Genomic DNA, 22,926 nt, shown 5'->3' on the forward strand with positions numbered 1-22,926 from the left:
ACTGGGTTCGTCTTTGGGTTGACATTTCGCCATGCGTTCCTGGCCCTTGACCGGGGCCTCCGCTCCAAGGGGGTGTCGGTCTCGTGGGTGCTGTTCCCGTTTTAGCCGCTCCCCCCCCCCCCCCCCCCCGCGACCGTCCTCCTCAGGCCGCGTCCGGTATCGGCAGCGGCCGCTTCTCGATCGCCGCAGCCATCACCTCCGGGAACAGATCGGGCGTACACGCGAACGCCGGTGCCCCCAGCGCCGCGAGCGCGGCGGCGTGTTCCCGGTCGTACGCGGGTGCCCCCTCGTCCGAGAGCGCCAGCAGCGTCACGAACTGCACCCCCGACGCCTTCATCGCGGCGACCCGCTTGAGCATCTCGTTGCGGATGCCGCCCTCATAGAGGTCGCTGATCAGCACGACGACCGTCTCCGCGGGCCGGGTGATCTGCGCCTGGCAGTACGCGAGCGCCCGGTTGATGTCCGTGCCACCGCCGAGCTGCGTGCCGAACAGCACGTCGACCGGGTCGTCCAGTTGGTCCGTGAGGTCGACGACCGCCGTGTCGAAGACGACGAGTCGCGTGGAGATCGTCCGCATCGAGGCGAGGACCGCCCCGAACACCGATGCGTACACCACCGATGCAGCCATGGATCCCGACTGGTCGATACAGAGGATGACCTCCTTCTTCGTGGAGCGGCTCGCCCGCCCGTAGCCGATGAGCCGCTCCGGCACGATCGTCCGGTGCTCGGGCAGGTAGTGCTTGAGGTTGGCCGCGATGGTGCGGTTCCAGTCGATGTCGTGGTGGCGGGGCCGGTTGACCCGGGCGCTGCGGTCGAGCGCGCCGGTGAGAGTGGCCCGCGTGCGGGTGGCGAGCCGCTTCTCCAGGTCCTCGACGACCCTGCGCACCACGGCCCGGGCCGTCTCCTTCGTCGTCTCCGGCATCGCCTTGTTCAGTGACAGCAGCGTGCCGACGAGGTGCACGTCGGCCTCCACCGCCTCCAGCATCTCCGGCTCCAGCAGCAGCGTGGCCAGACCGAGCCGGTCGATGGCGTCGCGCTGCATGACCTGCACGACGGAGGAGGGGAAGTACGTCCGGATGTCCCCGAGCCAGCGCGCCACGGACGGCGCCGACGCCCCGAGCCCCGCCGAACGCTCCCGGCTTCCCTGTGCTTTGCCGTCCTTTCTGCCGTAGAGCGCGGTGAGCGCTCCGTCCATCGCGGCGTCCCGGCCCGACAGCGCGCAGCCGGTGCCGTCCGCCGCGTCGCCCCCGAGCACGAGCCGCCACCGCCGCAGCCGCTCCTGGGCCGGGTCCGTCGATCCGGGCGTCATCCCCGCCCTCCCGGGTGCGGCCGTTCCCACAGCGGGATCACCGGCACGGTCGTCGTGGACCGTCCTTCCGCGCGGAGCCCGCCCGTCCAGGCGTCTGCCGCTTCCTGAGCCGTCGTCCGCTCGCACAGTGCCTCGGTCGTCATCCCGTCACCCCCGTCAGATGGTGGTCCGTGTTCTCGTCCTCTTCGTCCAGCCCCAGCAGCAGCCGCACGACCGGCAGCACGGCGTCCGCGCGTGCCGTGTCGAGGTCGGCCGCGAAGCCGGCCGCGCCCAGGCCGGCGACGGTGGCGTGACCGTCGGCTCCCGGTCCGCGCCGGACCAGTTCACCGAGGGTCCGGCGCACCCCCGGCTCGTACGCCGAGAACGTCCGCCGCAGCAGGGGCAGTACGTCCGTGAAGGCCTCGGCCGGCACTCCGGTCAGCCACGCGTCGACCAGGCCGAGCAGCCGCTCGTCGTGCACCAGGAGCATCCCGCCGCCGGAGCCCCCTCCGACGAAGCCCTCGATCCAGGCGGCGGCGTCCGCCGGAGGTGTGCCCGGTGACAGGACGAGTCCCATCAGCACGGCCGCCTCGTCCTGGGCCAGTTCCCCGTCGTCGAGCAGGAGCCGCACGGCGCGCCCCCGGATCACCCCGGGCACGGTGTCCCGTCCGGACAGCACCCTGAGCACCGACTGCCAGCGGCTTCTCAGCCGGACGTGTCCGGTGGCGGGGGCGTCGCCGAGGAGACCGACGGCTCCGTGCACCGCGTCCACGTGGCGCCGCATCTCCTCGGCGGCGTCCGCGTCGAGCGCGGCGCAGGCCGGGGGAAGGCCGACGAAGACCCGCTCGGCCAGTCCCGCGGCGACCTCCGCCAGGGCTCCGGTGTCCGTGCCGCGCACGTCGCCGTAGCGCAGGGAGCGGACCAGGGCCGGGAGCGCCTGGGCGAGGTGGCCGACGTCGGTGTCGAGGGCCGCCCGGTCGGCGAGGACCCGCATCACCGTCGGCAGCGCGTCCGGCAGTTCGGCCAGCAGGCAGCGCTCGGCGAGCGCGGTGACGTCGGCGAGGGCCGCCGCGTTGACGGCGTCCGCCTCGGCCTTCGCGGTCGCGGCGGACAGGACGGTCGTCCCCCATACCCCGGCCTCGGCGACCCGCACGGACAGTTCGGGTTCCCAGCGCAGCCGCCACGTCTCCCGGAACGTGCCGGTGCTGCCGCGCGAGGCGGCCGGTTCGCCCCACGCGATGCCGAGCAGCCGCAGCCGGTGCAGCAGTCTGCTGCGGGCGGCGTCGTTGTCCTTGCGCAGGTCGAGCTCCAGCTCCCGCTCCGACGCCTCCGGCTTCAGCCGCAGCCGCCGTTGCAACCCGGTCAGGTCCCGCTGCAAGGGCACCGCCGGTGCCGACGAGGGCACCTCGCCCAGTACGTCCCCCACGACCAGCCGGTCCCGCACCAGCGCCAGCGGCACGTCCGAGCCCTCGCACATCACCGCCCGCACCGCGTCGGTCGTCTCGCTCAGGCCCGGCAGCGGACGGCCGCGCATCGCGGCGAGCGTCTCGGCGAGCCGCACCGCCTCGATGACGTGCGCGGAGGAGACGATCCGGTCCTCTTCTCTCAGCAGCCCCGCCACCTTGGTGAGCCACCGCTCCACCGGCCGGTCCGGGGCGCTGAACAAGTGCCCGTACCAGCCCGGGGAGTCGATGCCCGCCCCGTACCCGCTCGCCCGGGACAGCCGGCGGTGCGTCCACGGCACCCAGGTCATGTCCGTCTTGACCCTGGGCAGCCCCTTCAGCAGCGCCTTGTCGGCGGCGACGGTGGTCTTCTGCCGCAGCGCGGGCACGTGCCAGGCTCCGCAGACGACGGCGACGCCGTCCTCGAACTCCCGCTGCGCGGCCCGCACCTGGAGCCGCATGTACGCCTCTCGCACCAGGTCGCGGTCGTGGCCCCCGCTGCCGTAGGTCTCCCGCAGGGCGCCCATGGCCTCCTCGAGCGCGGTGAACGGTGCGAGCGCGTCGCCCTCCCCCGCGCCCCGGTGCTCCACGACGTCCTCCCACCACCGCTCCGGGTCGTCGTAGCCGGCGGCTTCGGCGAGTACGCGGAGGGGATCGATCCGCAGGTCCGCGGGGTCGGCTGCGTCAGCAGGGGCGGTTGACCCGGCGGGTTCAGCGGCGCCGTCGGGTTCGAGTGACCCGGCAGGTTCGAGCGACCCACCAGATTCGGCTGAACCGGCGGGTTCGGCTGAACCGGCGGGTTCGGCTGGGCCAGCGGGTTCGACTGGGCCGGCGGGTTCCGCCGAGTCGGCGGGTTCGGCTCCGGTGTCTTCTGTCGGTGTCTCCTCGGCGTCGAGGGGTCGTCCGCCGTCCGGCGCCGCCTCGTCCTCCTGCCGTTCCCAGGCCAGTGTGTGCGTGGCCGGCAGGTCGACGAAGCGGGCCGGGACGCCGTGCTCCAGGGCCCAGCGCAGGGCGACCCACTCCGGGGAGAACGCGGCCAGCGGCCAGAACGCCGAGCGGCCGGGCTCGTCCACGGCGTGGGCGAGCAGGGCGACCGGCGGCCGCATCTCCTCGTCGGCTGCGAGCGGCACCAACGCGTCGGCCTCGGGCGGGCCTTCGATCAGCACGACCGCCGGCCGTACCTCCTCCAGCGCCGCCCGCACCGCCCGCGCGGAACCCGGCCCGTGATGCCGCACCCCGAGCAGCACCGGCCCGGGCCCGGCACGTCGGCCCACGGCCCTCTCCACGACGGTCATCTCACGCCCCCTGCCGTCCCGCTCGTCCGCGTCCCTTGCCACACCGGCCACCTCGTCCCCCTCCCGTCCTGCACGCCCCGCCCCGTCTCCCCCGCCCCGGGCCGACCGACGATCATCGGACGGACAAGCCACCCCCGGACCAGCCGACCACCGCCGGAGGGACCGCCCACCCTCGGACCGACCGGCCACCCCCGGACCGGCCGACCACCGCCGGAAGGACCGCCGACCCTCGGACCGACCGGCCACCCCCGGACCGGCCGACCACCGCCGGAAGGACCGCCGACCCTCGGACCGGCCGACCACCCCCGGACCGACCGGCCACCCCCGGACCAGCCGTCGGCCCCCCGCCCGTCGGCCGAGCACCGCCGGACCAGCGACGGGCCCCCGCCCGGCGTCGCTCACCCGCTCACCTCGCGGCAGGCCCGGTAGAAGTCCTTCCAGCCGTCGCGCTCGCGGACCACCGTCTCCAGGTACTCCTGCCAGATGACCCGGTCCGCGGCCGGGTCGCGGACCACCGCGCCGAGGATCCCCGCGGCCACGTCGCCCGGGCGCAGCACGCCGTCGCCGAAGTGGGCCGCCAGGGCGAGTCCGTTGGTGACGACGGAGATCGCCTCGGCCGTGGACAGCGTCCCGCTGGGCGACTTCACCTTCGTCCTGCCGTCGGCCGTGACACCGGCGCGCAGCTCACGGAAGACCGTGACGACCCGGCGGATCTCGGCGAGCCCGTCGGGCGCGGCCGGCAGGTCGAGGGAGCGGCCGATCTGGTCGACGCGCCGCGAGACGATGTCGACCTCCGCCTCGGCGCTCTCCGGCAGCGGCAGCACCACCGTGTTGAACCGGCGGCGCAGGGCGCTGGACAGGTCGTTGACCCCCCGGTCGCGGTCGTTGGCCGTGGCGATGAGGTTGAAGCCGCGGACCGCCTGCACCTCCTGGCCCAGCTCCGGTATGGGCAGCGTCTTCTCCGACAGGATCGTGATGAGCGTGTCCTGCACGTCGGCGGGGATGCGCGTCAGCTCCTCGACCCGGGCCGTCATGCCCTCCGCCATGGCCCGCATGACCGGGCTGGGCACGAGGGCGTCGCGGCTCGGGCCGTGGGCGAGCAGCTGCGCGTAGTTCCAGCCGTAGCGGATGGCTTCCTCCGGGGTGCCGGCGGTGCCCTGCACCAGCAGCGTGGAGTCGCCGCTGACGGCCGCGGCCAGATGCTCGGACACCCAGGTCTTCGCCGTGCCCGGTACACCGAGCAGCAGCAGGGCCCGGTCGGTGGCCAGCGTGGTGACGGCGACCTCGACGATGCGGCGCGGCCCCACGTACTTGGGACTGATCACCGTGCCGTCCGGCAGCGTGCCGCCGAGCAAGTACGTCGCGACGGCCCACGGCGACAGCTTCCAGCGGGCCGGGCGCGGGCGGTCGTCCTGCACGGCCAGTGCGGCCAGTTCATGGGCGAAGGCGTCCTCGGCGTGCGGTCGCAACGCCTGGGTCGATGCCGCCTTCCCCGCTTCGACGGACGTCGGCTCCACGGACACGGTCATGGCAAAGTCCCCCTCCAGCTCGGCCGGTTCGGATCTGGCACCAACGTTGCACCACACCACTGACAATGCGTTCTGACCTGTGAAAACGCTCTGCCGAAGTCGCTCACGGACCCGATTGTCAGTGGCGGGATCTACCTTCGGTGACATGACTCAGCAGGGGGTGCGCTGGACGGCGGACCAGGTGCTGGCACTGGCACCTGACGCCGCATCACGCAAAGCGGGAAGCAAACTCGGCGCGGCCGGGCCGTGGTCCGAGGCGGGGTGTTCCGACGAGGGGACGGTGTGGGGGCTGTGCAAGGGCAGCGGGAGCAAGCCGTATCAGACGGTCGTCGACCTCGCGGACGCCGCGGGCCCGGCCTGCAGGTGCACGTGCCCGAGCCGCAAGTTCCCGTGCAAGCACGCGCTCGGGCTGTTGCTGCTCTGGGCCGCCGACGACGCGGCGGTGCCGCCGGGGCAGGCCCCGGAATGGGCCGGGGAATGGGTGGCGGGGCGGCGCAGGCGCTCCGCGGCGAAGGAGGCCGGCGACCGTTCCGGCGCGTCACCGGGGTCCGCTGATCCGGAGGCCGCGCGGCGCCGGGCGGAGCGACGCGCCGAACGGGTCACGGCGGGCGCGGTGGAGCTGGAACAGCGCCTGGCCGATCTGCTGCGCGGCGGCCTGGCGACCGCCGAGCAGTCGGGGTACGGGCTGTGGGAGGAGACGGCGGCCCGCATGGTCGACGCCCAGGCCCAGGGCCTGGCGGGCCGGGTGCGGGAGCTGGGGGCGATACCGGGCACGGGCCCGGGCTGGCCGGTGCGGCTGCTGGAGGAGTGCGCGCTGCTGCACCTCCTCGGGCAGGGCTGGCTGCGCCGCGAGCGGCTCCCGGAGGGCCTGGCCGCCACGGTCCGCTCCCGCATGGGCCTGCCGGCCTCCGCCGACGGCCCGCCGTTGCGCGACCGCTGGCTGGTCCTCGCCCAGTACGACACGACGGACCCGCGCCTGACGACCCGCCGGATCTGGCTGCACGGCAGCGACTCGCAGCGCACCGTGCTGCTCCTCTCCTACGGCGCCGGGGGTCGTGCCCCGGAGCTGGCGCTGCCGGTGGGACTGGCCCTGGACGCCGAGGTGTCCGCGTATCCGGGCGCCGGGCAATCGCGGGTGTCCCTGGGCGAACAGTTCGCCCCGCCCGCACCCGCGCGGACACGTCCCCCGGGCACGACCACGTCCCGGGCCGCGGCCCGTTACGGCGACGCCCTGCGCGCGGACCCGTGGCTGGAGTCCGTCCCGGTGACGCTGGACCGGGTCGTTCCGGTACCGGACGGCGCCTCCTGGCAGCTCGCGGACGCCGACGAGGACACGGCGTTGCCGCTCAGTCCCGCGGCGCGTTCCCGGCCGGGCCTCTGGCGGCTCGTCGCCCTGTCGGGCGGGGCCCCGGTCAGGGTCTTCGGCGAATGCGGCCACCAGGGCTTCACCCCGCTGACGGCCTGGCCGGAGGGCCCGGGCGACGCGGTCGCGCTGTGCTGATCCGGTGACGGCGCCTCAGCCCACGCCCTCCGCCGACCCCACCCATCCCACCAACTGACGCATCTTTCAGGCATCACGGGACAACCGGTAAGGACGAGCCTTCAACCACCGGGTACCCCGCGGAAAGGAAGCTCATGACCAGGACCTCCACTCCTGTGGGCGCGCCCGGCGCGGACGCGTGGGAGGGGCTCGTCACCACCGCGCTGCTCGGCACGGACCGGCGCACCCCGCCGGGCGCCGCGCCGGGCCCGGACGCACCCGCGGCCCTGCTGGACGCTGCGGCCGTGGAAACCGTGCGACGACGGGCCGGTCTGCGCCCCGCGCGGGCCGCCGAGCGGCCGCAGCCGGCTCCGCAGGACACGCGTCCGCCGTTGCCGTCGGCGGCGGCGCGCAGACTCGCGATGCTGCTGGCCGACCGACCCGGCCCCTCCGGCGGCGGCCGGCGGGGCACCGCACCCGACCTGACGGAACTGCTGCCGCAATGGCTCGCGGCGGCCAACGCCCGCGGTTTCGCGCCGCCTCCGCATCTGCTTCCGGCATTGCTGGACGCGGCCCGGGGGCGTACCGACCTGCGCCCGGCCGCCCTGGAGTTCGCGGGGCCCCGGGCCCTGTGGCTGGCGCGGCTCAACCCGGACTGGCGGTTCGCGCTGCGTGCGGCCCCGGGCGGAAGCGCCGCCCTGCCGCGGCCCGAGGAGCGCGACAGGGTCCAGCGGCTGTGGCAGGAGGGCCTGTTCGCCGAACGTGTCGCCCTGCTGTCCGCGCTGCGCTCCTGGGAACCGGCCGCCGCGCGCGACCTGCTCGCGGCGACCTGGCCGACGGAACGGGCCGAGGACCGGCTGATGTTCCTCGACTCGCTGCGTGCCGGCCTGGGCCCGGACGACGAGCCCTTCCTGGAGCAGGCCCTGGCCGACCGCAGCCGCAACGTCCGGGCGACGGCGGCGGAACTGCTGTCGGCCCTGCCCGGTTCGGCGCTCGCCGCACGGATGGCGGCCCGGGCGGCGGCCTGTGTGGCCATCGACCACCTGCGAACGGCCCCACCTCGCAAGCCCGGCACGGAGAATAAGGGCCTCGGCGAGACGGCGAGCACCACATCGGCCACTGGCACCACCACGGCCGCTGGAACCAACAGGGCCCCTGGCACCACCACCGCCACTGGCACCACCACGGCCATCGGAACCACGGCGGCCATCGGAACCGCGCATGCGGGAGCCGCAGGAACCACGGCGGCGGGAGCCACAGAAACCACGGGCTCCACAGGGGCCACAGGGGCCATAGGGGCCACAGCTGCTGCCGCGGAGGCCCCAGAGGCCACCACTGCCACGCCGACCGAGGGTGCTCCGGCAGCCGACGAGGCCACCCCCACGATCGCCGTCGAGGCGCCGCACGAGTGCGATCCGGGCATGGAGCGCGACGGCGTCGTGGCGAAGGCTCCCGCAGGACGCGGTGAACGGTCCTGGTGGCTGGGACAGTTGGTGGAGTCGGCTCCGCTCGGGACCTGGTCGCGGCGGCTCGGTGGTCGCACACCCATGGAGATCGTGGCGCTGCCGGTGGCGGACGACTGGCAGGGCGAACTGCACGCGGCGTGGAGCCGGGCGGCGGTGCGGCAGCGGAACGCCGAGTGGTCACGCGCGCTGCTCGGCGACCCGTCGGCGCCGGAGGCGGGCGGTCCGGGGGCCGTGTCCCTGGCCGAGCGCGCCAAGCTGCTCGACACGCTGGGGCCCGCCGAACGGGCCGAGTGGGTGGCCGGCTTCATCGGCACACACGGCCTGTCGGAGGCCTTCCAGCTGCTCGGAGTGTGCGCGGTGCCCTGGGCGGGGCCGCTCGGCCGGGCAGTGGTGGACGCGCTCAACATCGCTCGGGACGCGGGGAGTTATCCATGGAGTTTCAGCGGAGTGATGGGTCTGGCCGAGCGCTGCCTGGACCCGTCCGAGGCCTCCCGGCTCGACGCCCTGCTGGCCGTACCGGACGAGCCGGAGAACGCGTCCCCGGGAGCCGGCGGCTACTGGGCGGAGGCCTTCCAGCGCCTGGTCACGACCCTGCGGCTGCGCGCGGCGATGACCGAGGAGCTGGAAGCGGCCTGAATCCCGCCCGCGACGGGCGGCGCTCCCAGGTCGGGCGGCGCTCCCGGGTCGGGAGCGCCGCAGGGCTACGCCTGCGCGGGCTGGCGTGCGTTCGTGCGCACCCAGTCGACGATGGACGCCGTCGTCGCGCCGGGCGTGAAGATCTCCGCGACGCCCTTCTCCTTGAGCAGGGGGATGTCCGCCTCCGGGATGATCCCGCCGCCGAAGACGAGGATGTCCTCCGCGTCCCGCTCGCGGAGCAGGTCGATGACCGCCGCGAAGAGCGTGTTGTGCGCTCCGGAGAGGATGGACAGGCCGATCGCGTCGGCGTCCTCCTGGATCGCCGTGCCGACGATCTGCTCGGGAGTCTGGTGGAGGCCGGTGTAGATGACCTCCATACCGGCGTCGCGCAGGGCCCGCGCGATCACCTTGGCCCCGCGATCGTGGCCGTCGAGCCCCGGCTTGGCCACCACCACGCGGATCGGACCGGCTGCCACACCCATCACTGCCTCCATGAAGCGACTACATCCATCCGTACCGACAAGTACCGCACACATCAGGCAAGCCGTACATGCCACACCGCACGGACACCCCGCCCCGAACCGGCCGGGCAAGTGAACGAACGTTATCTCCAGGATCCCGTAACCGGCAGTTTCGCGGTGGATACCGAGGGGGAAATCACACGATGGGACAAGCGCAAGGCGAGCCGCATCGAGGCCGCCGCACCGCCGCACCACCCACACACCGCGGCGGCAGGGCACCTCGGCGAAGGCGAACAGGGCACACAGGGCACGTACCGCACGCACAGCGCACCGAGCACGCACCACACGCAGGGCAGACACGGCGCACCGGCGGGGAGCCTCGTCACCCCACAGATCGGGGACCCCCGTCGCACCACCGGCGTCACACACGCCACACGCCGCGCTCTACCCCGGCAGCTCACGCGACTCATGCGGCCCACGCGGCTCACGCCGCTCTCGCGGTCCACGCCGCCCGTCTTCGCAGCTGCTTTCCACGAGGGCACACGGGGGGCGGAGTCGTCCTGTCGCGTGCCGACAGGAGGTCGGCCATGAAGGTCACCGGGGCTGCTCTGCCCTTTCTTCCGCTCTGCGGGCGCCTGCTGCCGGGCCGGCTCGCGGGACTCTCCATGGCCCTCCTGAAGGCCACCGCCCTGGAGATCGCGATCCTGGCCGGGCATCTCCTCCTCTATCCGTCGGGCATCACCCAGGAGCGGCGCATCCCCGCCCCGGCGCTGCCCGCGGACGGTGCCGCCCAACTGCCCACAGAGGCCAAACCGCCGGTCCTCCTGCTGCACGGCTTCATCGACAACCGCTCGGTCTTCGTCCTGCTGCGCCGCAGCCTCGCGCAGCACGGCAGGCAGCGGATCGAGTCCCTCAACTACTCGCCGCTGACCCGTGACATACGCGCCGCGGCCGAACTGCTCGGACGGCGCGTCGAGGAACTCTGCGAGCGCACGGGGGCCGAGCAGATCGACATCGTCGGACACAGTCTGGGCGGCCTGATAGCGCGTTACTACGTGCAGTGCCTCGGCGGCGACCGGTACGTGCGGACCCTTGTCACGCTCGGCACGCCGCACTCGGGAACCCGAGTGGTGCCCTTCGCGGACGCGCACCCCATCGTGCGCCAGATGCGCCCCGGCTCACCGGTGCTCGAGGAGCTCGCGGCGCCCGCCCCTGACTGCCGTACGCACTTCGTCAGCTTCTGGAGCGACCTCGACCATGTGATGGATCCGCTGGAGACGGCCTGCATCGACCATCCGGACCTGATGGCGGAGAACGTGCGCGTGACCGGCATCGGCCACCTCGCCCTGCCCGTGCACCCCGCCGTCGCCAACGGCGTGCGGCAGGTTCTCGACACGGCCCTCCCGGGTGAACCGTCCACCGAACACACCGACGGTCTGACCGTCGCCTGAGACTCGTCATACAGCGGACACTCGACGCCACAGCAACGATCAACCTCGAACAAACTTCGAACACAGGGCCAAACCCGTGCCCGCCGTCCGCCAAAACAGGGCCGAATGCCCGTTTCCTGCGCGCGTGAAACCTGCCGAAGATTGTCGTGCCCGCGTACCGCCGGGTACAGTCGCCGCACTGCTCTGGCAGCCCCTGTTGTCGAGGCGAAAGAGAAGTTGGTGAACGACCGTCACCCGTCGGGGACCATGACCCCGGCTCCGGCTTCCGACGCCGCCTCCGCGCACTACGCGTCGTACAACACCCAGGAAGCCCAGTACGGCGACTTCACCACGTACGGCGACTACGCCGCCACCGGATGTGACGCCACGGGTACCCACGGCGCCGGTTTCGACGCCACCGGGCACACCACCGCGAGCTTCGCGACCGACCCCCTCTTCGGGGACATGACGGGCGGCGGCCACGACCCGGGCACGTACGACACCGGCCACTGGCCCACCGCAACGCACGAGAACGTGCACTACGACGCGTACGCGGCCCAGCACCACGCCGCCTACGACACCGGTGTGTACGACACCACCTCCTGGACGGCCGAGCAGCAGCCGATGTCGGCCATCCCGTCCCAGAGCCCGTCCCCCGACGCCACCGGGCAGTGGGAAGCCGGCGCCTGGCTCCAGCCCGACCAGTCCGGCAACCCGGCCGACCACACCCAGCAGTGGGAGTGGGGCACGCAGATCTTCGACACGGGCGCCTACGACGCGACGCAGTGGAACTCCGACGGCACCGCCGCACCGGCGCCCGACGCGTACGAGCACCCTGCCGAAACCTTCGACCAGCACGAGACGCCGGCTTTCGACCAGCACGAGACCGGCTCCTTCGACCAGGTCACGTACGACGAGTCCGCCGAGTCCGCCGAGGCCGCTTACCGCGGCGACGAGGCGGACGGTGGCGAACCGGCCGCCACCGGTGAACTGCCCGTCGTCACCCCACTCCTGGACGACCAGGAGGACGTCGCCCCCGCACCGTCCTCGCGGGCGGCCGCACGCGCCGGTTCCCGCTCCCGCCGCCGTACCCCTCCCAAGCGCTCGGCGCTGATGACCATCGCGGTGCCCTCGGCGTGTGTGATGGGGGTCGCCGGGATCGCGGCCGCCTCCGTCGGCGGCTTCGGTGACGACAGTGCCGCGGAGGCCCGGACGACCGCGGCGGACGCGCAGCCCGTGAAGCCGGCCGCCGCCAACAACAAGCTGGACACCCAGCTGCAGAGCCTCTCCGCCGGTGCCGACGACTTCGCCGACCGGGCCAGCCGTACGCAGGAACGCATCGACCTCAAGGCGCAGCAGGCCGCCGAGCGGAAGCGGGCGGCGGAGGAGGCGGCCCGCAAGGAGCGGCTGCGCCCCAAGTTCGCCCTGCCGGTCGCCCGGCACGGACTCAGCGCCACCTACGGGCAGTCCGGCATCAACTGGATGTCCCTGCACACCGGCATCGACTTCCCCGTCTCGTACGGCACGACCGTGATGGCCGCGACCGACGGCACCGTGCGCACGCAGTGGAACAGCGCGTACGGCAACATGCTGGTCCTCACCGCGAAGGACGGCACGGAGACGTGGTACTGCCACCTCTCCACGTACACGGTCGCCTCCGGTACGACCGTGAAGGCCGGCGATCCGATCGCGCGCTCCGGCAACTCCGGCAACTCCACCGGTCCGCACCTGCACTTCGAGGTACGGCCGGGCGGCGGCTCGGCGATCGACCCGCTCCCGTGGCTGCGCAGCCACGGCATCGACCCGACGTAAACGTCCCGGCAGCCGCAGCCTCAGCCCCCACCCGCACCGAGCGTCCCGGCCGCCTCCGCCCCCACCCGCACCGAGCGGCGTCCCGGCAGCCACAGACACAGCCCCCGCCCGCGTCGAGCGCGCAGGGGCCGGCTGGTTCACCTCACGGTGCTACAGCTTCTCCACCGGTGCGTACCGCAGCAGCAGCCGCTTCGGCTTGGTGTCGCCGAAGTCGATCGTCGCCTCGGCGTTGCCGCCCGTGCCCTTGACCGCGACGACGGTGCCGAGTCCGAACTGGTCGTGGGTGACCCGGTCCCCGACCGCCAGTGACACCGCCGGCTTCTCGGAGGTGCGGCGCGTGGCGAAACCGGAGGCGCCCGACGCCGACGAGCGCGAGCGGGACGACGACAGCGAGGCCGCCACCGCCGAGACCGGTCCGGAGGACGCGGGCGCGGTCGCTCCCGTCCGCTTCCACTCCACGTGGGCCGGGGGGATCTCCTCCAGGAACCGCGAGGGCGGGTTGTAGGAGGGCTGGCCCCAGGCGCTGCGCAGGGTGGACCGCGTCAGATACAGCCGCTCCCGCGCGCGCGTGATGCCGACGTAGGCCAGGCGCCGCTCTTCCTCCAGCTCCTTGGTCTGGCCGAGGGCGCGCATGTGCGGGAAGACGCCGTCCTCCATGCCGGTCAGGAAGACGACCGGGAACTCCAGGCCCTTGGCGGTGTGCAGGGTCATCAGCGTGATGACGCCGTCGCCGTCCTCCTCGTCGGGGATCTGGTCGGAGTCGGCGACCAGGGCGACCTGTTCGAGGAAGTCGGACAGGGAGGCCTGCTCGTCCTCGCCGCGCTCCTGCTCGAACTCCATGGCGACGGCGGCGAGTTCCTGGAGGTTCTCGATCCGGGTCTCGTCCTGCGGGTCGGTGGAGGCCTGGAGTTCGGCGAGGTAGCCGGTGCGCTCCAGGACGGCTTCCAGCACCGTGGCCGGTCCGGCGCCGGACTCGACGACGGTGCGCAGGTCCTCCATCAGCGTGTTGAACCGCTTGACGGCGTTGGTGGAGCGCGCGGCCATGCCGTACGCCTCGTCGACACGCTTGAGCGCCTGCGGGAAGCTGATCTTCTCGCGCTGAGACAGGGCGTCGATCATCGCCTCGGCGCGGTCGCCGATGCCCCGCTTGGGGACGTTGAGGATCCGGCGCAGCGGCACCGAGTCCTCGGGGTTGGACAGCACGCGCAGGTAGGCCAGGACGTCCCGGACCTCCTTGCGCTCGTAGAAGCGGACTCCGCCGACGACCTTGTAGGGCAGGCCGACGCGGATGAAGACCTCTTCGAAGACACGGGACTGGGCGTTGGTGCGGTAGAAGACGGCGACGTCGCCGGCCTTGGCCTCGCCGGCGTCCGTGAGGCGGTCTATCTCGTCGGCGACGAACTGCGCCTCGTCGTGCTCGGTGTCGGCGACGTACCCGGTGATCGTGGCGCCCGCGCCCGCGTTGGTCCACAGGTTCTTGGGGCGGCGGGACTCGTTGCGCTCGATGACGGCGTTGGCGGCGCTGAGGATCGTCTGCGTGGAGCGGTAGTTCTGCTCCAGCAGGATGGTCGTCGCGTCCGGGTAGTCCTCCTCGAACTGGAGGATGTTGCGGATCGTCGCGCCGCGGAAGGCGTAGATCGACTGGTCGGCGTCACCGACCACGCACAGCTCGGCGGGCGGGATCTCGGCCTCGGGCGGCACGTCGACCGGGTGCTCCGAGGTGCCGACCAGCTCGCGGACCAGGGCGTACTGCGCGTGGTTGGTGTCCTGGTACTCGTCGACCAGGACGTGCCGGAAGCGGCGGCGGTAGTGCTCGGCGACGTCCGGGAAGGCGCGCAGCAGGTTGACCGTCGTCATGATCAGGTCGTCGAAGTCGAGGGCGTTCGCCTCGCGCAGCCGCGACTGGTACATGGCGTAGGCCTGGGCGAGGGTCTTCTCGAAGCCGTCGGTGGCCTGGGCGGCGAAGTCCTCCTCGTCGATCAGCTCGTTCTTCAGGTTGCTGATCTTGGCGCTGAAGGACTTCGGCGGGAAGCGCTTGGGGTCGAGGTCCAGGTCGCGGCAGACCAGGGCCATCAGACGCTTGGAGTCGGCGGCGTCGTAGATCGAGAAGGAGGAGGTGAAGCCGAGCTTCTTGCTCTCCCGGCGCAGGATGCGCACGCACGCACTGTGGAAGGTCATGACCCACATGGCGTTGGCGCGCGGGCCGACGAGCTGCTCGACACGCTCCTTCATCTCCCCGGCGGCCTTGTTGGTGAAGGTGATCGCGAGGATCTGGCCCGGGTGCACGTCCCGCTCGGCGAGCAGGTGGGCGATGCGGTGGGTGAGCACGCGGGTCTTGCCGGAGCCGGCGCCGGCCACGATGAGCAGCGGGGAGCCGGAGTGGACGACGGCGGCGCGCTGGTTGTCGTTCAGCCCTTCCAGCAGCGCGGCGGAGTCGATCACCGGGCGGGGGGCGCCGTCGCGGTAGTAGGCGTCCCGGTCCGGGGGCGTGTCGAACTTCCCGCCGAACAGATCGTCGGGGATCGGCTCCGGAACGTGATCGTCCTCGGGCGGCGGCGGGGGTTCGTCGGCCGGGCCCCGCTGGGCCTGGAGGTTCGCCAGGAAGTTGTCGTCAAAGAGGCTGCTCATCGCTCTCCGAGTCTAGGGCGCCCCACTGACAGACCGCCGCCGCCCTGAGAACATCCGCGGGCGCCCGGTCCTTCCGCCGACCGCCCGGCGGCGCGTTGTCGCCCTCCATGACCGCGTGATCACGCCCCGCTACGGTCCCCACATATGGGGATCTTCACCCACCAATCACCCTTGATCGCTGACTCTCGGCAACGCCCGGGGATAAGGTCACGAAAATGTATCGGGCATATCACCCATCAACCTTCACAGGGGCCACACGAGTTGGCTACCGTGCGACCAGGCCGCACGACCCCCACCGGCGAACGTCGCCGGGCCGCGCGGCCTCCGCCGAGTCCGGTGTGCCGCAGCGGCAGCCGGAGCCGGGGACCCAACCGTGAACCTGGGGTGAATCGGCCCGACTCCCTGAGCGGAGAGGCCGTAGGGCAAACCTTCCGAACCACCCGCCCGAACCCGACAGCTAACCCGGTAGGCGGAACATGGAAGGAGTCGCCTCCCTTGGCGTCGCACCGCAAGTCGCGTCCTACGGGTACGCGCATGGCAGGCATACGGACCCCCGCCCTCGCAACGGCGGCCCTCACCTCCGTGGCCCTGCTCTCCCAGTCGGCCACCGCCGCCCCCGCGGCCGACGACAAGCCCAGCCTGGAGGACGTCGAGAAGAAGGTCGACGACCTGTACCGCCAGGCCGAGTCGGCGACCGACAAGTACAACGCGGCCAAGGAGAAGACCGCGAAGCAGCGCAAGCGCGTCGACACCCTCCTCGACGACGTCGCCCAGCGCACCCAGAAGCTCAACGAGGCGCGCGAGGAGCTGGGATCCTTCGCCTCCGCCCAGTACCGCACCGGCGCCGCCGCCCCGGACACGGCGACGTTCCTGCTGGCGGACACCCCGCAGGACTACTTCGACCAGACCCAGCTGATGGACCGGATGACGGGCCGCCAGAAGGTCGCGGTCGACGACTACGTCACCCAGCAGTCCGAGACGATGAAGAAGCGCCAGGAGGCCACCGAGAGCCTCGAGACGCTCACCGACTCGCAGGACGGCCTGAAGACGGCCAAGGCCACCGTCCAGCGCAAGCTCGCCGAGGCACGCGAGCTGATGTCGAAGCTGACCGCCGAGGAGAAGGCCCGGCTCGCGGCGATCGAGAAGGAGAAGCGGGCGGAGGCCGCCCGCAAGGCCGACGAACTGGCCCGGCAGCAGGCCGCGCGGCAGCAGGCCCAGGAGGAGGCCTCCCGACAGCAGGACGGCGGGACCGCCTCGTCGGGCTCCACGGGCTCCGGCTCGACCTCCTCCACACCCCCGGCCGACTCCTCGTACGCCACCAAGGCCGACAAGGCGCTGGCCTTCGCCCGCGCCCAGATCGGCAAGCCGTACGTGTGGGGCGCCGTCGGCCCCGGCTCCTACGACTGCTCGGGCCTGACCCAGGCCGCGTGGAAGGCCGCGGGCGTCACCCTGCCGCGCACGACCTACGACCAGGTGAACGCCGGCACCACGGTTCCGCTCTCCCAGGCCCAGCCCGGTGACCTGGTCTTCTTCTACGACGACGTCACCCACGTCGGGATCTACATCGGAAACGGCATGATGATCCACGCCCCGAAGCCCGGCACGTACGTCCGCGAGGAGTCGATCTACTACGACGGCGAATCGGCGATCCACAGCGTGGTCCGCCCGGCCTGAGAGGCCTCCGCGGGGAGGCTCAGGAGCTGGACGGCGGCGACGGCTGCGCCCTGAACGAGGGGGCGCAGCCGGCCACGCGTGGAGATCAGTTGCATCCGGACATGGTGTAGGTGTTGTCGACGACGACAGTGCTCCCGGACTTCATGTAGGAGTACGCCTCGCCGCAGCCGCCGCGTTTCTGATAGACGGGCCCGGCGTAGGTGCTGTACGTGCCGAAGTCCTCGGCGTGAGGCGTGTCGGTGAAGTTGTCCTTCAGCCGGATGCCCATGGAGCGCGCGGAGCCGGTGTCATTGAAGAGGACACCGCAGATGTACTTGTCGTACAGCTTGTTGCTGCCGCTGTACTTGCCGTTCCACCACAGGTAGAGGCTGGCGTTATTGCCGTAGCGCGCGGCGCCGGCGGAGATCGTGTAGCCGGAGCCGCACACGTTGGCGGCGGCCGCGGTCACGGTGGCGTCGGCCCGCAGAAGAGCCGCGCCCTCGGCGCCTTCGATCATCTTGAGGCCCGTGTTGCCGCCTAGGGCGATGACCTTCGGTTCCTCGGCGCCTAAGCCGGAGGCGGCGCTGGCGCTGGTCGCGGTGACGGCAGTCATGGCCACGGCTGCGGCGACGACGGTGTTACGGAGGGCGGAACGCGTGAACACGGGGCTCCTTTGTCATGTACTCGTTTTGCGAACGAGTGAGACTTTATAGCCCTCCAGAAAGCCTGTAATAGCCTATTGAGCTGGTTTTGAGCTTGCGGAAATACGGAGCGCCGCCTTCCCTTTCCGCAGGTCGTCAAGGGACTGACTGCTTTTCGGCCACCCTTTTCCGTCGACGGCCCAGCCTGAGGGCGACGCGCCACTTCCATCAAAGGCGGTGCCGAAAACCCGGCCCGCGAGAACTCGACCGGACAGTTTCCTCGCTTCTTGGGGGCACACGCGCGTGCCCCTCACGTAACGCGCGCGCCGCTCTCTAGCATCGGCGCTATGTCCGGTCCCTCCCCGTTCGCCACCTGGTGGCCGACGTATGCGCTGGCGACCGGCATCGTGTCGGTCGGCCTGGACTCGGCGGGGTACGCCGCCCTCGCCCGCATCACCCTCGCCCTGGCCTGCGCGGCCTGGCTGCTCGCGGCCGCGGGTCTGGCCCAGCGGGCGGCGCACGGCGAGCGGCGCACGGAGACGCCGGCCGCGCTGACCATGGTGGCGGCGACCGCCGTCCTGGGTGCCGGCTTCTCCGCGGCCGGGCAGCAGACCCTGGCGGCGGCACTCCTGGCGCTCGCCATGGTGCTCTGGGCGGTGCTGCTCACCGCGGAGGCCCAGGGCCGACGCGGAACGGTGTTCCTGCGCTGCGTGGCCACCGAGGGACTCGCCGTGCTCGGCGCGACGCTCGCCGCGGCCGACGCGGCGGCCTGGCTCGCCCACGCGGCCCTCGTGCTGTTCTGGCTGGGGCTCGCGCTCTACGGCTTCGCCCTGTTCCGCTTCCAGCCCCGGCAGGTGGAGGAAGGGCGCGGGGACCACTGGCTGGCGGCCGGTGCCCTCGCCCTGTCGGCACTGGCCGGAGCGCGGCTGTTCGCCGCCGACGGCCCGCGCCTGTACCTGTGGAACGAGGAGAACGCCGACGTCCTGCGCACGACGACGGTCACGCTGCTCGTGCTGGCGCTGGCCGCCTGCGTCGCCCTGCTCCTCGCCGAGCTCTTCTGGCCCCGCCACCATTACGACGTGCGGCGCTGGGCGACCGTGTTCGCCGCGGTCGTGACGGCCACGGCGACCCTCGCGGTCGCCGCCGCCCTCGACGTCCCCTGGCTCGACATCGCCGGGGAGGTGCTGCTGTGGATCGCGGTGGCCGCCTGGCTCGGGTGCACCGCCTGGGCCCTCGCCTCCGCCCGGCGCTCCCGGATCAGGTCCAGAGCACGGCGATGAAGATGTTCGCCGTGGTCAGCAGACCCACCAGGCCGAAGAGGCCCTTGTCGACCTTCTCTTCGTCCCGCTTCACGTAGACCAGGCCGAGGATCACGATCAGCAGGGCCAGCTTCACGCCGATCTTGACGTTGTTCACGGGCTGGTCGTCGGCCTGGTTGAGGCCGACCAGGACCACACCGGTGACCAGCATCGTGAACGCGCCGTGCAGCATCGCGGGGGTGAAGCGGGCCGTACCCTCGCCCATCGCCTTCATCTGGGTGAGGAAGCCGCCCAGGAGCGAGGCGATGCCGATGATGTGGAGGCCGACGAAGAGGTGGATGAGTACGTCCATGAGGCCGGAGCCTAATCAGGGGCTCCGGGGCCGCCCGACACCGGCCCATGGATGCATAAATGCACCCCATAGCAGTCGATCACGGTCACTCGCCGACGATTCGACGCATCGGTCATCACGCTGAGTGAAGTAGACGGTGCGCGGGCGGGCTCATGGTCGCATACGGTCACCGCCGGTCCTCTCGGGTCACTTCCGCACACCCGCCGACGGCCCGCCACGGTGACGCCTAGCGTCCCCACCAGGTGCCCGGCTCCCCACCGCCGCCCGGGCCAGGGGCGGCAGTCGGACACCACCGCCGAAATGGTCCGGCGGCGGTCCGCTCCCCCCTGTGCGGGCCGTCGCCGGACGCGCAGGCCGCCCGTCCGCTCCCCGCCGGCGGCCGCACGCGCCGGCGGTCGAGGAAAGGACGTGGCCTCCAGTTGGCAGCGCACCGCAAACCCCGACAGCGCGCATTGGGTGGCGGCAAGGCCCGTACGGCCGCCACGATCGCCCTCGCGGGCGCCGCGACGGCGACGGGCTTCGACGGGACCGGACACGCCGAGCCCCGGCTCACCCCCGGCCAGGTCGAGGCGAAGGTGGACCGGCTGTACCAGGAGGCGGAGGTCGCCACCGAGAAGTACAACGGCGCGAAGGAGAAGGCCGAGGCGGCCGGGCACCGGCTGAAGGACCTCCAGGACCAGGCGGCACGCAAGGAGGAGCGGCTCAACTCCGCCCGTGACGCCCTGGGCTCGGTCGCCGCCGCGCAGTACCGCGCCGGCGGTCTCGACCCCGCGGTGCAGCTCGCCCTCTCCGACGATCCCGACCGGTACCTCGACAACGCCGAGTTCGTCGAGCGGGCCGGCACCCGGCAGAACGCCGCCGTCGCGCGGGTGCGCGAGCAGCTCCGGGAGATCGAGCAGCTGCGCGGGGCCGCCCACATCGAGCTGACGTCCCTGAAGTCGCGGCAGAGCGAGCTGAAGCGGCACAAGAAGACGATCACCGGCAAGCTGGGCTCGGCCCGGCGGCTGCTGTCCCGGCTCGACGCGCAGGAACGTTCCCGGCTGGGCCTCTCCCAGGACCGGGCCTCACGGTCGGCGAGCGGCCGGGAGACCCTCGCGGCCCCCGGCTCCGCTTCCTCCCGGGCGCCCGGCCCCCGCGCCGCAGCGGCCGTCTCCTACGCCTACCAGAAGCTCGGCAGCCCCTATGTCTGGGGCGCGACCGGCCCGAACGCCTTCGACTGCTCGGGGCTCGTCCAGGCCGCCTACCGCGCGGCGGGCGTCTCCCTCCCCCGCACGACGTACTCCCAGATCGCCGCCGGCCGCCGCGTCGACCGCTCCGAACTCCTCCCCGGCGACCTGGTCTTCTTCTACGCCGGCATCAGCCACGTCGGCATCTACGTGGGCGACGGCCGCATGATCCACGCCCCGAACCCGTCGGCACCGGTGCGCGTCGCGCCGCTGGACGAGATGCCGTTCGCGGGGGCGACGCGGGTGGTGTGAGGGCCGGCGTCAGACCAGCCGGCGCGCCGTCGCCCAGCGCGTCAGCTCGTGCCGGTTCGACAGCTGGAGCTTGCGCAGCACCGCCGAGACATGCGACTCGACCGTCTTGACGGAGATGTACAGCTGCTTGGCGATCTCCTTGTAGGCGTAGCCCCGCGCGATGAGCCGCAGCACCTCGCGCTCGCGCTGGGTCAGGCGGTCCAGGTCCTCGTCGACCGGCGGCGCGTCCGTGGAGGCGAAGGCGTCCAGGACGAACCCGGCCAGCCGGGGCGAGAAGACCGCGTCGCCCTCCTGGACGCGGAAGATGGAGTCCACGAGGTCCGTGCCGGTGATCGTCTTGGTGACGTAGCCGCGGGCACCGCCGCGGATCACGCCGATCACGTCCTCCGCGGCGTCCGACACGGACAGGGCGAGGAAGCGCACCGGCTGCTCGCTGTCCGCCATCAACGGCGCGCAGCGGCGCAGCACTTCCACGCCGCCCCCACCGGGCAGGTGGACGTCGAGGAGGACCACCTCGGGACGGGTCGCGGTGATGACCGTGACGGCCTGGTCGACGTCCGCGGCCTCGCCGACGACCTCGACGCCGGTCTGCCCGGTCTGCCCGATCTCGGCCTGGACCCCCGTACGGAACATGCGGTGGTCGTCCACGAGAACCACGCGGACATGACGCCCCGGACCGCCGCCATGCTCCGCGGGCCCCGCCGCCTTTGCCGATCCCGCCGTACCGTTCGCCTCGGTCGGGTCGCTCATGACGTCTTCTCCGCCCTCTCCATCTCCAGCTCGACCTCCGTGCCGCCGTCCGGCACCGCGCGCAGCCGCGCCGTGCCGCCGTTGCGCTCCATGCGGCCGATGATCGATTCTCTGACACCCATCCGGTCGGCGGGTATCGCATCGAGGTCGAAGCCGGGACCGCGGTCCCGGACGGACACGAAGACCGTCTTCCCCTCGACCTCGGCGAAGACCTGCACGGCGCCGCCTTCGCCACCGTACTTGGCGGCGTTCACCATTGCTTCCCGCGCGGCCTGCATCTGTGCGGCGATCCCGTCGTCGAGAGGGCAGTCGCCCACGACGACGACCTCGATGGGCACACCGTGCTTGTCCTCCACCTCGGCGGCGTTGCGCCGGACGGCGTCGGCGAGGGTGGTGGGTTCGTCGGCCTCGTCCTTGCCGGTGCCCTCGGGCTTGTAGAGCCAGGTGCGCAGGTCGCGTTCCTGGGCGCGGGCCAGGCGGCGGACCTCGCCGGCGTTGTCCGCGTTGCGCTGTATCAGGGTGAGGGTGTGCAGCACCGAGTCGTGCACATGGGCGGCGACCTCCGCGCGTTCCTGGGCGCGGATGCGCATCAGGCGCTCCTCGGAGAGGTCCTGCGTCATGCGCACCAGGTACGGCCCGGCGAGCAGCGTTATCCCGACGAGGACCGCGAGGGCCGCCTGCAGGACGGACCCGAGGTGCGCCGCGGAGCCCTGGAGGACGAAGATGCCGGAGACGCCGGCCGTCACCAGCAGCACGCCGCCCACCGAGCGCAGCAGCGTCACCGTGCGCCGGCGGCGGCCGACCTCGGCCCAGCGGGCCCGCCGGGCGTTGTCCGCCTGCCGCCAGACCAGGGCGACGCCCGCGCCGACGAGGACGGCCGGCCAGAGGTAGGCCCGGGCACCGCCGCTGAGGTTCACCTTGCCCACGAAGACCATGGCCACCACGACCATGAGGAGCAGGGCGACGATCTGGCCCCGGTCCGGTCTGCGCGCGACGCGTCTGCGGCGGCCGTCGGCCGATGTCTCCTCGGTCGTGGGCGACGGCGGCCGCTGGGCCTCGACACCGCCGACGCCGAGCGGGACGAAGAACCAGAACGCGGCGTACAGCAGCGCGCCGAGGCCGTCGGCCATGAACAGGCCGACGAAGACGAGCCGCACCCAGATCACGGGCAGCCCGAGATGCCCGGCGAGGCCCCGCGCCACGCCCCCGAGCCAGCGTCCGTCACTGCTGCGGTAGAGCTTGCGCGGCGGCCGCGGTTCGGCGAGGGGCGCTGCTGCGGCTTCCGACATGCCATTGATGGTCACACGTGCGGGAGTCCGGAGCATC

Annotated in this window: 16 protein-coding genes and 1 riboswitch; of the genes, 7 read left to right on the plus strand and 9 right to left on the minus strand. The window is 72.5% G+C overall.

Annotated features, from left to right (window positions below):
* Window positions 1-142 precede the first annotated feature (142 nt).
* From ACFV20_RS01860 to ACFV20_RS01870, 3 genes are all read right to left on the minus strand, one after another.
* The gene (locus ACFV20_RS01860; protein WP_385651290.1) at window positions 143-1,309 is read right to left on the minus strand and encodes a VWA domain-containing protein; all 1,167 of its coding nucleotides are present in this window, start codon (window positions 1,307-1,309) and stop codon (window positions 143-145) included.
* 139 nt (window positions 1,310-1,448) lie between these two features.
* The gene (locus ACFV20_RS01865; RefSeq protein ID WP_385651954.1) at window positions 1,449-4,025 is read right to left on the minus strand and encodes a DUF5682 family protein; all 2,577 of its coding nucleotides are present in this window, start codon (window positions 4,023-4,025) and stop codon (window positions 1,449-1,451) included.
* Between the two features lie 398 nt (window positions 4,026-4,423).
* Window positions 4,424-5,554 carry an AAA family ATPase gene (locus tag ACFV20_RS01870; RefSeq protein ID WP_385651293.1) on the minus strand — a complete coding sequence of 377 codons (1,131 nt, stop codon included), beginning with the start codon at window positions 5,552-5,554 and terminating at the stop codon, window positions 4,424-4,426.
* Window positions 5,555-5,699: 145 nt separating this feature from the next.
* Between ACFV20_RS01870 and ACFV20_RS01875 the strand changes: the two genes are divergently transcribed.
* Both ACFV20_RS01875 and ACFV20_RS01880 read left to right on the plus strand, forming a co-directional pair.
* A complete protein-coding gene (locus tag ACFV20_RS01875; protein WP_385651295.1) occupies window positions 5,700-7,055 on the plus strand; it encodes an SWIM zinc finger family protein in 1,356 nt (451 codons plus the stop codon).
* A 134-nt stretch (window positions 7,056-7,189) separates the two neighbouring features.
* Window positions 7,190-9,136 carry a DUF5691 domain-containing protein gene (locus ACFV20_RS01880; RefSeq protein ID WP_385651297.1) on the plus strand — a complete coding sequence of 649 codons (1,947 nt, stop codon included), beginning with the start codon at window positions 7,190-7,192 and terminating at the stop codon, window positions 9,134-9,136.
* 65 nt (window positions 9,137-9,201) lie between these two features.
* Here the strand turns inward: ACFV20_RS01880 and ACFV20_RS01885 are convergent, their stop codons facing one another.
* Complete coding sequence (locus tag ACFV20_RS01885) at window positions 9,202-9,618, minus strand: cobalamin B12-binding domain-containing protein (protein WP_362051231.1); 417 nt, start codon at window positions 9,616-9,618, stop codon at window positions 9,202-9,204.
* A 566-nt stretch (window positions 9,619-10,184) separates the two neighbouring features.
* Between ACFV20_RS01885 and ACFV20_RS01890 the strand changes: the two genes are divergently transcribed.
* Entirely contained in the window at window positions 10,185-11,048 is an 864-nt protein-coding gene (locus tag ACFV20_RS01890) for a lipase family alpha/beta hydrolase (protein WP_385651301.1), read from the plus strand.
* 219 nt (window positions 11,049-11,267) lie between these two features.
* A complete protein-coding gene (locus ACFV20_RS01895) occupies window positions 11,268-12,839 on the plus strand; it encodes a M23 family metallopeptidase (RefSeq protein WP_385651304.1) in 1,572 nt (523 codons plus the stop codon).
* A 150-nt stretch (window positions 12,840-12,989) separates the two neighbouring features.
* Here ACFV20_RS01895 and pcrA read toward each other — a convergent pair whose 3' ends face one another.
* A complete protein-coding gene (gene pcrA / locus ACFV20_RS01900; protein WP_385651307.1) occupies window positions 12,990-15,467 on the minus strand; it encodes a DNA helicase PcrA in 2,478 nt (825 codons plus the stop codon).
* A gap of 315 nt (window positions 15,468-15,782) precedes the next feature.
* A riboswitch (cyclic di-AMP (ydaO/yuaA leader) is annotated at window positions 15,783-15,954 on the plus strand.
* Between the two features lie 8 nt (window positions 15,955-15,962).
* Here pcrA and ACFV20_RS01905 point away from each other — a divergent pair.
* Window positions 15,963-17,141, plus strand: coding sequence for an NlpC/P60 family protein (locus ACFV20_RS01905; RefSeq protein WP_385651311.1), 1,179 nt, complete (start codon window positions 15,963-15,965; stop codon window positions 17,139-17,141).
* Between the two features lie 85 nt (window positions 17,142-17,226).
* Here the strand turns inward: ACFV20_RS01905 and ACFV20_RS01910 are convergent, their stop codons facing one another.
* On the minus strand, window positions 17,227-17,784 hold the full coding sequence (locus ACFV20_RS01910) for a hypothetical protein (RefSeq protein ID WP_385651313.1): 558 nt from the start codon (window positions 17,782-17,784) through the stop codon (window positions 17,227-17,229).
* 324 nt (window positions 17,785-18,108) lie between these two features.
* Here ACFV20_RS01910 and ACFV20_RS01915 point away from each other — a divergent pair, with 324 nt between their 5' ends.
* Window positions 18,109-19,041, plus strand: coding sequence for a hypothetical protein (locus tag ACFV20_RS01915; protein WP_385651315.1), 933 nt, complete (start codon window positions 18,109-18,111; stop codon window positions 19,039-19,041).
* On the opposite strand, the gene ACFV20_RS01920 is transcribed toward ACFV20_RS01915, so the two are convergent.
* Window positions 19,019-19,372, minus strand: coding sequence for a hypothetical protein (locus ACFV20_RS01920; RefSeq protein WP_385651318.1), 354 nt, complete (start codon window positions 19,370-19,372; stop codon window positions 19,019-19,021). The two genes, ACFV20_RS01915 and ACFV20_RS01920, sit on opposite strands and share 23 nt — an antisense overlap.
* 419 nt (window positions 19,373-19,791) lie before the next feature.
* Between ACFV20_RS01920 and ACFV20_RS01925 the strand changes: the two genes are divergently transcribed.
* A complete protein-coding gene (locus ACFV20_RS01925) occupies window positions 19,792-20,850 on the plus strand; it encodes an NlpC/P60 family protein (protein ID WP_385651320.1) in 1,059 nt (352 codons plus the stop codon).
* Between the two features lie 9 nt (window positions 20,851-20,859).
* Here the strand turns inward: ACFV20_RS01925 and ACFV20_RS01930 are convergent, their stop codons facing one another.
* Window positions 20,860-21,600 carry a LuxR C-terminal-related transcriptional regulator gene (locus ACFV20_RS01930; RefSeq protein ID WP_385651322.1) on the minus strand — a complete coding sequence of 247 codons (741 nt, stop codon included), beginning with the start codon at window positions 21,598-21,600 and terminating at the stop codon, window positions 20,860-20,862.
* A complete protein-coding gene (locus ACFV20_RS01935; RefSeq protein ID WP_385651325.1) occupies window positions 21,597-22,889 on the minus strand; it encodes a PspC domain-containing protein in 1,293 nt (430 codons plus the stop codon). The genes ACFV20_RS01930 and ACFV20_RS01935 overlap by 4 nt, the downstream gene beginning before the upstream one ends.
* Window positions 22,890-22,926 lie beyond the last annotated feature (37 nt).

This window comes from Streptomyces sp. NPDC059696, from assembly GCF_042733745.1.
In the GTDB taxonomy this organism is placed as follows: Bacteria; Actinomycetota; Actinomycetes; order Streptomycetales; family Streptomycetaceae; genus Streptomyces.